The sequence below is a fragment of the Caulobacter sp. S45 genome, assembly GCF_009765965.1.
GTDB lineage: Bacteria > Pseudomonadota > Alphaproteobacteria > Caulobacterales > Caulobacteraceae > CAHJWH01.
Genome location: NZ_LMUL01000007.1, coordinates 1 through 13513, shown reverse-complemented (window position 1 = coordinate 13513; position 13513 = coordinate 1). Strand labels below are relative to the sequence as shown.

10 protein-coding genes are annotated in these 13513 nt (G+C 62.8%); 5 read left to right on the top strand and 5 right to left on the bottom strand.

Annotated elements, in window-relative coordinates; all coding sequences use genetic code 11:
- Positions 1–17: 17 nt before the first annotated feature.
- Positions 18–2006, top strand: a complete 1989-nt coding sequence (locus GSQ87_RS03880; protein WP_216838967.1) for a serine hydrolase — start codon at positions 18–20, stop codon at positions 2004–2006.
- A gap of 190 nt (positions 2007–2196) precedes the next feature.
- Here GSQ87_RS03880 and GSQ87_RS03875 read toward each other — a convergent pair whose 3' ends face one another.
- On the bottom strand, positions 2197–2610 hold the full coding sequence (locus tag GSQ87_RS03875; protein WP_158913398.1) for a DUF4279 domain-containing protein: 414 nt from the start codon (positions 2608–2610) through the stop codon (positions 2197–2199).
- 953 nt (positions 2611–3563) lie between these two features.
- Between GSQ87_RS03875 and GSQ87_RS22980 the strand changes: the two genes are divergently transcribed.
- Positions 3564–4064 (top strand): hypothetical protein, encoded by a 501-nt coding sequence (locus GSQ87_RS22980; RefSeq protein ID WP_174241395.1) that lies wholly within the window; start codon positions 3564–3566, stop codon positions 4062–4064.
- Between the two features lie 387 nt (positions 4065–4451).
- Positions 4452–5066: an NIPSNAP family protein gene (locus GSQ87_RS03870; protein WP_158913396.1), complete on the top strand. Its 615-nt coding sequence runs from the start codon at positions 4452–4454 to the stop codon at positions 5064–5066.
- 1264 nt (positions 5067–6330) lie between these two features.
- On the opposite strand, the gene GSQ87_RS03865 is transcribed toward GSQ87_RS03870, so the two are convergent.
- Positions 6331–6660 (bottom strand): NUDIX domain-containing protein, encoded by a 330-nt coding sequence (locus GSQ87_RS03865; protein WP_216838964.1) that lies wholly within the window; start codon positions 6658–6660, stop codon positions 6331–6333.
- 474 nt (positions 6661–7134) lie between these two features.
- Here GSQ87_RS03865 and GSQ87_RS03860 point away from each other — a divergent pair, with 474 nt between their 5' ends.
- Positions 7135–7599: a hypothetical protein gene (locus GSQ87_RS03860; protein ID WP_158913394.1), complete on the top strand. Its 465-nt coding sequence runs from the start codon at positions 7135–7137 to the stop codon at positions 7597–7599.
- A gap of 520 nt (positions 7600–8119) precedes the next feature.
- The gene (locus GSQ87_RS03855; RefSeq protein ID WP_216838963.1) at positions 8120–8719 is read left to right on the top strand and encodes a TIGR02466 family protein; all 600 of its coding nucleotides are present in this window, start codon (positions 8120–8122) and stop codon (positions 8717–8719) included.
- Positions 8720–8821: 102 nt separating this feature from the next.
- Here GSQ87_RS03855 and GSQ87_RS03850 read toward each other — a convergent pair whose 3' ends face one another.
- The 3 genes from GSQ87_RS03850 to GSQ87_RS03840 form a co-directional block, all read right to left on the bottom strand.
- Positions 8822–11584 carry a TonB-dependent receptor gene (locus GSQ87_RS03850; protein ID WP_158913390.1) on the bottom strand — a complete coding sequence of 921 codons (2763 nt, stop codon included), beginning with the start codon at positions 11582–11584 and terminating at the stop codon, positions 8822–8824.
- A gap of 112 nt (positions 11585–11696) precedes the next feature.
- Positions 11697–12656, bottom strand: a complete 960-nt coding sequence (locus GSQ87_RS03845; protein ID WP_158913388.1) for a FecR domain-containing protein — start codon at positions 12654–12656, stop codon at positions 11697–11699.
- Entirely contained in the window at positions 12634–13161 is a 528-nt protein-coding gene (locus GSQ87_RS03840; RefSeq protein ID WP_254062732.1) for an RNA polymerase sigma factor, read from the bottom strand. The genes GSQ87_RS03845 and GSQ87_RS03840 overlap by 23 nt, the downstream gene beginning before the upstream one ends.
- Between the last annotated feature and the right edge of the window lie 352 nt (positions 13162–13513).

The window sequence follows — 13513 nt, the reverse complement described above, 5'->3', positions numbered from 1 at the left end:
TCGAGGAGACCATCCGAATGCGCTTGGCGACTGTTCTGTTGGCGACTGCGTGCGCCGTTCTGTCCACGGCGGCCATAGCCCAGGAGGCTCCCACCACGGCGATGACGGCTATGGCGGCCGACACCCCGGAGAAGGCCCTCTCGGGCGCGACCTTCACCCTGCCCAAGGCATGGACGCTGGAGACGAAGCCGGGGCTGGTCCTAGCCCTGCCGCCAGAACCCGACACCCACATCGCCATCGTCGGCGTCGCAAGCGCGGCAGACGCCAAGGAGGCCGTCGCCAAAGCCTGGGCGCTCTATCGCCCGGACGCCAACCGCAAGTTCAAGCTCATGACCGCCAGGCCGGGTCGCAACGGCTGGGACGATCGGTCGGTGATCGACTACGAGACGTCCCCGAACGAGAAGGCCGCCGTCCAGGCCATCGCCTTCCATAGCGGAACGCAGTGGACTGTCCTGATCCTCGACGGCACGGACGCCACCGCCGAGAAGCGCGGCGCCGGGATCGGGCTGATCCTCCAGAGCCTGCGGCCGGCGGGTTATCACCGCGAATCCTTCGCCGGAAAGACCGCCCACCCGCTCGATCCCGCACGGGTCGAGGCGATGCGCGCGTTCGTCCAGACTGCGATCCAGCAACTCGGGGTGCCTGGCGCCTCCATCGCCCTGATCGACCATGACAAGGTGGTCTATGAAGGCGGCGTCGGCGTGCGGACCCTGGGTTCGCCGGAGCCGGTGGACGCCCATACCCTGTTCATGGTCGCGTCCAACACCAAAGGGATGTCCACCCTGCTGCTGGCCGAACTCGCGGACCAGGGCAAGCTCGCCTGGGACCAGCCGGTCAGCCAGGTCTATCCGGCCTTCCGCCTCGGCGACGCCCAGACCACCCAAAAAGTGCTGATGAAGAATTTGGTGTGCGCCTGCACCGGTCTACCGCGAAAGGACTTCGACTGGATCTTCGGCACGCGGCGCACGACGCCCGCCTCGACCACCTTCACCCAGCTCGCGGCGACCCAGCCGACCAGCGGCTTCGGCGAGGTGTTCCAATACAACAACCTGATGGCCTCGGCCGCCGGCTTCATCGGCGGCCATCTCGTCTTCCCAGACCAAGAGATCGGGGCCGCCTACGACGGCGCCATGCAAAAGATGGTGTTCGACCCGCTCGGCATGCATGAGACCACTTTCAACATGGCCCGCGCGTTAGCCGCCGACCACGCCAGCCCTCATGGCGACGACGTCGACGGCAAGCCGAGCCTGGCCAGGATGGATTTCAACTACGCCGTGGGCCCCTACCGGCCCGCGGGCGGTGCCTGGTCCTCGGCCCACGATATGGCCAAGTACGTCCAGGACGAACTCGACCTCGGCAAGCTGCCCGACGGGCGACAGCTGGTCTCGGCCAAGAACCTGCTGGCGCGCCGGGCGCCCGGGGTCTCGACTGGCGAGGACGGCTACTACGGCATGGGGCTGGAGGTGGACACCACCTGGGGCGTGCCGGTGATCCACCACGGCGGCAGCATGGCGGGCTACAAGACCGATTGGATCGCCCTGCCCGAGGCTGGGGTCGGCGCGGTGATCCTGACCAACTCCGACGACGGTCGGATGCTGCTGCGCCCGTTCATGCGCCGCCTGCTGGAGGTGCTATACGACGGCAAGCTCGAAGCGACGGGCGACGTCGCCGCCGCCGCCGCCCGCAACCAGGCCGAGATCGCCAAGACGCGGGAACGACTGACCGTTCCAGCCGCCTCAGCCCCGGCCGACGAACTCGCCGCCGCCTATACCAGCCCCGAGCTCGGCCACATCACCGTGCATCGCGAAGGTGGCGAGGTCGTGTTCGACTTCGGCCTGTGGCGGAGCCGGATGGCGTCGCGCAAGAACGACGACGGAACCCTCTCCTTCATCTCCATCGACCCGACCAACGACGGGTTCGAGTTCGTGGCGGCCACACGGGCCGGCAAGCGGGCGCTGGTCATCCGCGATGGCCAGCACGAGTACGTCTACACCGAGATTACTTAGCGCCCTTAGCGGCCGCGCGCCTTCTGCCAGAAAGGCGACATCCAGCGGGCCTGAAGAGAGGCCCCAAGCTCCGGCCTAATGTCCGAAGCCGGGGGGCAACCGGACTCGCCACTACATCCACATAGCGGACGTGGCGGAGGGCGAGTTTCCAGAGCCACGCTCATGCGTGCTGGCGACCCAAAACGTAATATTAGTCGGGTGTGGAGTCGTAGATGTCGAAACCAAGGCACAACTCTCGCGTACCAATCATCACCATCGTATCTGGCTGGAGTTCATCCCCCTCGTTGCCCTTTTCCATAAAGAGCCCGCAGAAGATATCGCATCGGTAGCGTCGAGAAAGATCCTGCCAGACAAACAGGTCTGAGGTGAGCTGAGATAGAAGCTCTCGTATTTGGCCATCGAGGTCGCCGGGTGACCGATCCTCGACCCGCAATCTCCATGATCCCGTCTTCGCGACTACATCTTTTCCCGGCGACGGTGAACGAACACCGCCTTTCGTTGAGTACGCAGTTGGTTCTGATCCCAGCAAAGAGCTGATCTCTGCGGGGATGAGGTCGTCGCCGAAGAGCCTTAGAGCGTCAACGGTTCTGCTGATTGCCGCCAATCCCTAAGCCTCCTGCTGCTTCTGGAGTGTAGCCAGCAATGAGTCCGCTTTCCACCCTAAGCGGATGTCGGGAAGGTCCGGTATCGGTCAGCCCGCCAAAATGGTATCGAGGAGGAGTGTCCAAGGACGATAAGCTCGTGGGGCGGATCGACGAACTCGAAGCCGAGTACCGACCCCTGCTCTTGAAGGCCCTTCGCGAGTGCGCGGCGGGGCGGTGGGGGCTGTTCGGGCACAATGAGCACCTAGGCCCTAAGTCCGAGCCGCCGCCCACAATTGGGGAGTTGACTGACCTCGCTCAGGTAATCGACGCACTCTGAAACGATTTCTGCCGTGCAAGTTCATGGGGAGACCGTCGAATTGTACTTCAAGAGCGGCACCTTCCTCTCGGTTGATTTACGCGATGAGGCTTCGACTAGCCCGGAAGCAATGGTGCTTCACCTGCCCGATGGCGCCATAGCCGTCTGGCAGTGAGGTTTTAATCCACCCTCCCCTGCCGACCGCCATGGCCGCTTCCGGCCACCAAGCTAGCAGGCGGAGCCGGCGGCGAGATCGCGCCCATTGCCGCCTTGCGCGTTCTCCCCGACTTCGGACGCGCCGGTCGCCCGTAGGAAGGCCATCAAGCCGGTCCAATGGCCGCTTTCAGGTAGCGCGGACGAAATTACCCTCACCCGAATCTAGACGCTGGCGACGGCGGGTTTCGGGACGACCATTCAGGGGGATAGGCGACCCTTTCTACCGGCAAGCGCTCGCTCGCCTCGTCTCAGACGCCGTTTGGTTCCATCGAAGAGCAGATTAAAAAAACCAGCACGCCTGGAAGTCGGCCCCTTAAATTGTACGGAACGGTCCACATATTAAAATGGACGGTGATGGGGAAGGTTTACTTTCCTCTCAAACGCTAAGTTTATGACCGGTGGCCAGCCTTAGGCGACCTTCGGCCTCTAATGGAGGTCAAATTGAAGAAGATTATTGCAGCGATCGCTAGTGTTGCTTTGCTTGCGGCCCCACTTGCGGTCCAGGCGGCTCCCAGCGGCGGCGGCCACGGTGGTGGCGTCGGTTTTCACGGCGGGGGCGGCTTCCATGGAGGTGGCGGCGGTGGTTCTCGCGGTGGAAGCAGTTTCCACGGCGGCGGCGGCTATCATGGCGGCGGCGGTTTTGGCCGCGGTAATGGCGGCTACGGCTACGGTGCTGCAGCCTTGGGCCTAGTAGCTGGGGCCGCCCTGGCGGACGGTTGGTACGGCGGCGGAGGCGCCTATGGGTACGATAACTCGTATTACCCCGACGCCGCCTACGGCGACCCGGCTTATGGCTATGATCAAGGCGACGCCTACGGCGCGCCTCCCCCCCAGGGCGACGCCTCGTCCTACGGCGGTTCCTGCGGCCAATGGGCATGGGACCAGGCGAGCGGCAGATACCAGTGGGTCAATGACGGATGCGGTTCCGCCCAGGGCTACTGAGCAAACGGAATCGACGTGGCGGCTGTCGGATTGGCAGCCGTCGCGCCACCGAGCCACTTCAACGGCCAACTCGTCCGTTTCCAAGCGCGAGAATAACGGGACCCCGGCGGTGGCCTTGCGCCCAAAGCCCTAGGCGCTCTCCCCGCTTCCGGACATCTCGATCGCCATAAGACCGCTGCTGGGGGCGACCTCAATGGACGGATTAGAGGGAGTTCGGACGGAATTACCCCCTCCCAGCTTTGATCGTTGCAAGGGGCTGGTTTCTGGAACGACGCAAGTGGCGGCGGGCGACCCAAACCAGACTTCCGCGCTTGGGCTAGGCAAGCCGGCAGATTGCAACCAGTGACCATCCTCCTGGCTTGATGCCGGTGAAAGACGGAGGCCAAGATGCTTTGCGAACTCGCCACCCTTTCGTGCCCGCTGCTCGCGCTTGAGGAAGCCGCAGAAGGGGCCGCTGCATGGGTCAATGACGGCCGGGCTAGGGGCCAACTTCTTGGATGCTGGCGGACGGAGATGGGGACGCTGGGCCGCCTGATTGTGCTGCGCGGGTTCGAGGCGCCTCAGGACATGATTGCGGAACGTCGCCGCGCACTTCTGAGCGACAATCCGTTCAACGCCGGCAGCGTCGTCACAGCGCTGGAGATGGATAGCTACGCGCCCTTTCCGTTTTTGCCGCCGATCCGAACCGGTGACTGGGGAGGGATGTATGAGTTCCGCACCTATCGGCTCAAACCCGGCGGCCTGTCGCCGACGCTGAGCGGATGGAAGGCGGCCATCGCACCGGCGCGTGAATACACCGACCATCTGGTGGTGAACATGTATGCTCTCGATGGCGCCCCCCGCATTACGCACATCTGGGGCTTCGGCAGCTTAGAGGAGCGTGCCGCACTTAGAGGAAAGGCTTACGGAGCTGGAATCTGGCCTCCCAAGGGAGGCCCCGAGCAGATCATCGAGGCGACTTCGACAATCGCTTTGCCATTGGGTGGCTCCCCCTTGACCTGAACCTCAACTCTGCGGCCACTCCCCCTCTGCGGAAGCCCGCCAGGCCCGCCATGAGGCAACGCGGAGAAGGGCCGCCCTAACGGCGAATTTGGGTCGGTGCTCACGGCTGGAGTCCGCCCCGCTGCCCTTCGGCACGGCCGTCTCCGGCCGCCAAGCCCTGAGATGGCCCGCCGGCGGAACCGCGCCCAGAGCCGCCGGAGACTCTCTGACAGATTCTAGACGCTCCAAAGGGGATGAATCGACCGTACCACGCGATCCCGATGGCAGATGTTGAGGGTCATGCGGACGAAATTACATCGACCCGATTCTAGACGTCGCCAATAGCGGGTTCCGGGGACGGCAGCTCGGGGCAGTGCGCGACCCATTGCAGACGTTCCAAGCTTCCACTTATATGAGCAGAGGCAAGGCGGAATGGCGGCGCGCCCGCCCACAAATCGGATGAAGAAAAAAAATCTTTGCAGAAGCCATTACTATTGAGCGGACTTCACGTTGGACGCTTGTTCAAAACGATGAACGCACTTTGCACGTCAAGCAAGAAGCTGAATTTTCGGACGGCGCTCGGAAGCAGCGTACCGTCTCGATAGATGATTTCATGATGGAGGGCGGCCCACCGCCGCGAGAACTTCAAAAGCTTCTCGACGCCTTATTCGCAGATAACTAGCCGTCGGCGTTTGGATATGCGCTCAGGCAGAAGCGATGCACCGTGGCGGACATTGGTCTCTGCCATCATAGTTATTCCCACGCGCTGGAGATCAATATGCCCTTGTTCAGCTACACCCTAACGCATGGGAACGAGAACAGAACTACGGAGCTTCGGAAAAGCAACCCGCAAGGGTGGTTGCTGGATGCTGTGCAAGGGACATTCCCAGATGTCGCGTCAAGACGTGGCGCCGATATTATTCGCCTCCGGCTTCAGACGGTTGGCGACACCAATCAGACTTGGTGCGCGACTCTGATTGATGAACCAACAAACCTTCTGATCCACGTCACGCAAACGGGGGTGTGAGGTCGTAATGCACCCTAAGCCGCCGCCAGCCTTCTGCCAGAAAGACGACATCCAGCGGGCCTGAAAGAGGCCCCAGGCTCCGGCCTAATGTCCGAAGCCGGGGGGCAACCGGACTCGCCACCACAGCCGCATAGCGGACGTGGTGAAGGGCGAGTTCCGGAGCCACGCTCATACGTGCTGGCGACCCTGAGCGGTAGTTACTCGCGAGTCCTCCACCAAGGCTGTCTGCGGCGTCGAAGGCGGATCCGCAAAGCTCTCCTAATCAGAACCTCCCAGCCAAGCTCTGCGAGCTTGAAGTGCTTTAACAGCCCAAAGAGCAGACTGAGCGAGTGGAGTGGGTAAGGTGTCGAGCTGGAACCAATCGAGGCCGGTGTGTTTCTCGGGTTCAAGCAACACTGGCTCGCCTTCAAATTTGTTGGCTGAAAACACGGGCGAAACCCAATGCCCATGTTCTTCAGGCACAAACAAATCAACGAGGCAAAGAAGCTCAAGCGTTCCAAGCTTGATACCGAGTTCTTCAGCAATCTCTCGTCGAGCCGCGGCTTCCGTCCCCTCCCACAGGTCGACCTTTCCCCTGGCAGACTCCATGCGCCCGCCTCGGGCGGTCGGGCGCGTTGGATCAGCAGCAGCTCTCGATCTCTAACGATAGCGACACCGCAGCCCACCCTCGGACCATCTGAAGATTGCTCAGCCATTCGATGGCGATAAGCCTATAGGCGCTCGCTTTGGCAACAATCCCCCCCCTCCTCGCCCTCCGCGGCGTCCGCTTCCAGGCGAAGAGGCCATCCCAGGCCGGCGGGCGATCTGCGCCCATATACGACATCCGCGCTCTACCCGAGGCCAGACGTCGAAAGCACCGCGAATCGGTCTTGCGCGGCGGCCCAGTGGCAGATTTTGGAGGTAGTTCGGGCCGAATTACCCAGCCCCAACGTCGGACACGGAAACTGCAGCTTCCGGGCGCAACACTCGCGACGGTGGTGACCCGAAGCGCCTTCTCGCCTATCCACGATCTGCTCAACATTTACATTTAAGATGTACGGATCGCCGTCCTGGAGTGCACTCGTGTTCCCGCTCTCGATCAAAGACAAAATCTTCATCCCAATGGAGCGAACCACGGAAACCCGATCTGCGGTTCTCAAACAAGTTGAAATGCTCTTGCTCAGCGTGGCTGCGCGTGACGTCCGACGCATTTCTGGCTGGGTTACGTTTAAAGGTGGATTTTTGCGATTTGTGACCAATATGAATATTTTAGTGCCGATAGATTACGGCGCGATCACGATTGAAGAGAATGAATCAGGCACCTTTGTCAAATATGAGCTAAGCGTCCAGTTGATGTTGGGTTTCGTAAGTGCAGCGGTGATCCTTCTATTCTCTTATATGCTATTTCATGATCATAAGCCGTGGGCCTCGTGCCTCCAAATTGCATCTTTTGCCTGGGCATGGCTGTTTGGTGGCAATTACGCGATAGCAAGGCATCGCTTTCCGCGCTGGCTTGACCGTGGAATCCGGCAAATCCCGAATCATTAAATGGATAGAGGAGGCGCGCGTCGCCCCCCTCGCGGTAGACCTCAACGTCTAATTCGCGCCCTGAGCCGACATGAGCTCAGCTCCAGCTTCCAGACATTCGACACTCTTGCTGAGGGGCGAGATTGTAAGCCTATCTTTAGGTAGCGCCCCGTAAGCTGAGTCCACCTAATTGTAGGTCCCGACCTGTGGCTGCGGCGAATGGACGTTCGTCTGAGGTAGTTTCGCGACGCCATCTCTAGATGGGGTGCAGCTCGCTCTAGCTCGGACTCGGCGAAAGTGGTGACGTTCGGAACCTCCACGGCGTGAGGCGCGCCACTATCCGGATCAATGAAAGTCATGACGGCCGCACCCCGAATGATGAATGTGTTAGCGGCGCTCTTCTCCCGCACACGCCAGACTTTTCAAGGGATAAGGCATGACAGGCGCCACGGGCTTCGGTAATAACCCGGTGCGCCGCTGTACATGGACCAGGCCAATCACCGCTATGACCGGATTTGAGCTTCCGCTCCAAAATATTAGTATGCAAAAGACGCCGCCAAAGACCCTTTCGGTCGAACAGATCGACCTCTTCCCGACCCGGATCTGGCAATCCCGCCTGAGCAGCTTGGCCCCGCATTTTGCAGCCTGGGCGGCGGCGGTGAACGCTCTTAGGGACGCGTCCCCCGAACCGGCCGGACGCTCGAATCGTCTTGGCTGGAACAGCGCCGACACCGCGATCTTGAACCGGCGCGAGTTCGACGAACTACACGGCGCCATCCGCGCCTGCTGCCTCTATGCGCTCCAGCAGATGGGGCGGGGCGATCGGCGGTTCGGGCTCGAGTCCTGGATCAATATCCACGACCGCGGCGGGTTCAACTTCCTGCACATGCACGACGGCGCGGTGCTGAGCGGCGTCTTCTATCTGCAGGCGCCGCCAGGATCGGGCAAGCTCGTCTTCCGCGACCCCCGATCAGGTCCGATCAACGCCTCGCTCAAGGGCGCCGGCGCGAACGCCCACAACGAGGTCCAACTGCAGCCGGAAGCCGGTCTGGTCGCGCTCTTCCCGCACTGGCTCGAACACTATGTGGAGCCGCATCAGAACGATCTCCCGAGAATAGCAATCTCCTTCAACGCTCTCTAGCGTCGCTGGGCCGAGGCCGGCGCGGACCGGCCCATCATCGCCCGCCCTGCGGCGCTCATCCCCGTGGACGGGGATGAGCGCCTCCTGCCGGGTTGCTTCCGACTAGAACTTGTAGAGCACAGACGCCTTGAAGGTGCGTCCGATGATCGGCCGGGCGACGAAGTTCGTCCCGGAGCCGAGCGTGGACACGACCTCGCCGGCGCGAGCGTTTCCTTCGGTCAACCCGATGGTGTTCGTCAGGTTGTAGGCGCTGGCGTAGACCGTGAGCTGGGGCGTCACATCGTAGTGGGTGTTGGCGCTTACCACCGTATAGGCGGGCAGATACTGCGTATTCGCGGCGTCGGCATAGCGGGAGCCGTAGTATTCAATATCCAGGCCCGCCTTGAAGCGGTCTTGAAGAAGATGGACCGACGGGCTCACCGCGAAGCTGGTGTACGGGACACGCAGGAGCTGATTGCCGGCATAGCTCGTCGGCGCCGCTCCGGCGGACAGGGCGTAGCTGAATTGCGTGAACTTCGGATCCTGCACGGTCGCGGTGAAGGCCACGTCGAACCAGTCGATCGGCCGGACGTCGCCGTCCATCTCGACGCCGTAGTCGCGGGTCTTGCCGTTGACCTCTTCGGTGACGAGGACGTTGCTGGCGGGGTTGAGCACGGGCTGGGAAGCGAGCCCGTAGTCCTGCGTGTCGGTGTCGAACAGCGTGATGTAGGCGTCAAGGAAGGGACGAGAGTACTTATAGCCCAGCTCGTACATCTGCGAGTGGGCCGTCTCGACCGACCCAGGCGTCGGCGGGCTGGTGTTGGTGATGTAGTTCGAGATTCCGGGCAGGCGGGCGGCGCCGGTCGCCCGGACGAAGACCCCCTGGCGCGGGTCGAACTGGTAGTTCAAGCCGACGGTCCAGGTCGCCGCCGAGAAATCGAGCTTGTAAGGCGTCCAAATCCCGTTCCCCTCAGCGACCGCCGATGTGGCCAGAGTGCCGGTCGCAGAGGTGAGGTTGGCCGAGGTCACATTCTCGTAGGCGCCGTTTCCGCTCATGTGCTCCTCGCGGACGCCGGCGTCGAGACGCAGGGCGGGCGTGATATGCCACTCGTCGGCGAGATAGAGGGCTTCGGTGTATTGATGCCCGTTGCCGTCGCCAAAGCCCGCGCCGTCGCGGATCACGCCGTCATCGGTGACGGAGCCCACCTGTTGGCCGGCGCTGTTCACGGCGACCGCATTGACCAGCCGGGCGTGGTCTTCGACATCGGTCAGGATGGTCGCCTGGTACTTATGGAAGGTCTCGCCGGCGATCGCGAAGTATGCGCCGATTGTGACATCGTGTTCCTGGCCGGCGATCTCAAACTTCCGGCTGAGGCGCAAATCGTCGAGCACCTCGTGTTCGGAGATGACTTCGTCGTTGGCCGTGTTCGGCATCACCAGGCCGTTGCCGTTCGCGGTCGGCGACACCAGGGCCCCGTTATCGGCGTAGCGGAGTTGCAGCGACGCCATGGTGGGGAACAGCGCCGACGCGCTGGTCGCGACATTGGACAGGCCGTTGAGGCAATTGCTGATCTGCGAGTTCAGGCACTGGCTCGTGGTGTAGACTTCGGCCGAGGGCGTCAGATAATTACGGTCTTGATCGGTGTTGCGGACCCGAAAGTGATCGTCGATGTGCCATCCATCGACATTCTGGGTCACATGGATGCTCAGCTGGTCCAGGAGGACCTTGGTCCCGTCGGCGAGATTGTATTGCGACGGGCCATTGGGCGTGTAGATGGGGAATTTGGCGTTCTCACCCCCGAGGATCGAGCCTGAATTGGCGTTGAAGCCGGGGACGCTTGAGACCGTGCTCCCGTTGATGCTGACGGGCACGCCCACATAGAAACCGACCTTGTCGTCGATATGCTTGTAATCGATGTCGATGGAGCCGTTGCCCAGGTCATGGCCCACGTCGACCCGGAACTGGCCGCCGTTATTGAGGGGGAAACCGGGGTCGCGCGTACCATTCTCGTAGCGATAGAAACCGCCGACGGCGAGCTTCCAGCCGTCGACCTGCGCCCCGTACCAGAAGTCGGCGCGGGCGAGGCCGTCGTCACCGGCGGTCAGCTTGAACAGGCCCTCCGGCGTGGGACCGGGCTGGCGGGTGATGAAGTTGATCACGCCGCCCGGCGCGTTGGAATTGAAGATCGACGAAGGGCCACCTCTCACGACCTGGACCTGGTCGATGGTCTCGTCGAGGCGAAAGGACTGGTCGGCGTTCAGATAGCCTAGCGCCGGGTCATGCTGCACCGGCAGGCCGTCTTCCTCGAGCTGCACCGAGCCGTAACCGTCGATCGGCAGGCCGCGCGCCCGGATGTTGGCGCTGGCCTCGCCGCCCGAGTTCTCGACCCAGAAGCCCGGCACCTTGCGGATCGCGTCGGCGACGCTGCTGACCGCTTCCTCGCGAAGCTGTTCCTGGGGAATGGCGCTGACCGAATAGCTGGTGTCGGCGCGGGTGCGGCGGTCGACGCCCACCCGCCCGGTCACGATCACCGTGTCGACCGACGCGACCGCCGATTGCGCAACCTCGTGGCGGATGACGGTATAGGCGCCTTCGCCCGTCGGCTTGGCGTCGAGGCCGGTGTTTTCCAGCAGCATGTGGAGCGCCGTCGGCGTGTCGAACTGCCCTTTGACCGGACGGGTGGACAGGCCCTGCACGACCTCCTGCGAGACGAGGATCTGAATACCGGCCTGGCGCGCGAAGGCGGGGATGCCGTTCTGGGCCGGCTGGGCCTCGATATTGAATTGATGGGTCTGCGCCCAGGCCGGCCGGGCGACGGCGAGCGCCACAAAGGCGGAGCTCGCCAGCAAGGTCCGCTTCCACAGGAAGTCGTGTTGATAGGTCACGTTGATGCCCCCATTTCGCGCGGCGCGGTTAGCGCAGCCGTCGGAAGCTAAGACGGGTCGGTCGTGACGTTCCTTGTTAAAGATTTATGAAATTACGGGGCGGCCAATTTCGCTAGTATAATGTAATATAATCCGCATCTATCGCGCCCTTCACGCTGAACGCTGTCTCGATGGAATTTACGAAATCGATCTGATTATTGATCATGAACACCCCGTAGATGCGCTCTTGCGCCAGCTTGGGGTTCCTGATCCTGATCTTGCGGACGCTGTAGCGATTGAACTCCGCCACCGCCTGCGCCACGGTCTCGCCGTCCAGGTCGATCCGGCCCTCCCGCCAGGCCAGCTTGCGCTCGACCTGGAGCGGTTCAACCGGCACCAGGGTCGCAGGGGCGCGCTCCCGGATCACCGCGCTCTCATTGGCGGATACGCGCATCGCGCGATCCTGAGCGCCGACAAGCCAAGCCTCGACCACCCCTTCCGAGACCATGACCTCGGCGCCGCCATTGAACACGCGCACGGAAAAGGCGGTGCCGACAGCGCGCACGCGCACATCGCCCGCCTCGACCACGAACGGGCGGGAGGGGTTCTTGGCCACCTTGAACCAAGCCTCGCCCTCTCGCAGTCGGATGCGCCGCAGTCTGGGCTGCATGGCCACCTGGACCCGGCTCTGGGTGTTCATGTCGATGGTCGACCCGTCGGTCAGCGGCAGATGCCGCACTTCGCCGACCTCGGTGATGAGAGACGCTTCCTCCGAGTTGAACACCAGCAGGCCCGCCACGCCGGCGGCGAGCGCCGCACCGGCGCCCGCCAGGGCGCTTCGCCGCGACCATGTCCTCGCGGTCTTGCGACGGGTGAGGATGGGATTGACGAACGGAGGACCGGCGGCCAGGGGCGCGTCGAGCGTCGACCACAGCGCTTCGGCGCGCAGCAGCGCGCCCTGGCGGCGCGGATCGCCAGCCAGCCAGGTTGCAAGCGCGGCGTTCTGTTCGGGATCGAGGTCGCCCCGGTCCAGCCGGGCCACCCACCCAAACGCGGCCGAATCAATCTCCTCAGCCGTTTCGCGCCCGCCCATGAATCCTCTGCACTAAACCCCCGTCGTTCTCGCCGGCGCCATCGCGGAGCGAATTCGAAATCAAACGCATGCCCTTGGCGACATCGTTCTCCACGATCGATTCCGTCACGCCAAGACGGCTTGCAATCTGCTTCTGCGACAAGCCTTCGATCTTGCGCAACCTGATCACCTCGCGACATCGGTCCGGCAGGCTGTCGATCAGCCTGATCACCTCGGCGAGCTCGCGCCGCGCTGCGAAAATGCGTTCGGCGCCGGGCTCCTCTGATAAGACGGGCAGCGCGTCGAGTTCCGTAACGGTTTCGATTCGGACCACGCGTGCGCGGCGCATGTTTTCGGCGATCTGGTTGCGGACGATCTGAAAGAAATAGGCGCCCGGCTTTGCGATCGCGTCGACTGAGGCCAGGCCGGCGAACCGGCAATAGGCGTCCTGGATCAGGTCGTCGATCTGGTCTTCGGGGATGCGCGAGCGGGCCAGCCAGCGGCGCACGGCGGGTTCGTGGGGCATGACCATGGTCGCCACCCACCTCACTCGCTGTGCCCGGATGTCTCCCGTCACGCCATCGCCTTCACGCCTGGCGTCCAAAAATGCGCCCGCGGGCCAATGACTTCGGTTGTGTGACATTATCAACCGCAGGGGCTCTGTCCGCGCAAATTAGCGGGCAGGTAAGGGGAAAGGGTGCTGTCAGTCCAACGCGAACTTGTCTCCGCCTGGATGTAGCTCCCCCAAACCCGAGCTAGCTCTACCCAGCGACCCGCCGCCACTCAGCCAGGGCGGCTGAGCGTCGGTCTTTGTAGGTTGTGCGGCTGACGAGATGGCGCTCCTGATTGAAGTGATTGTGGAAGGATGCGTGGACCGA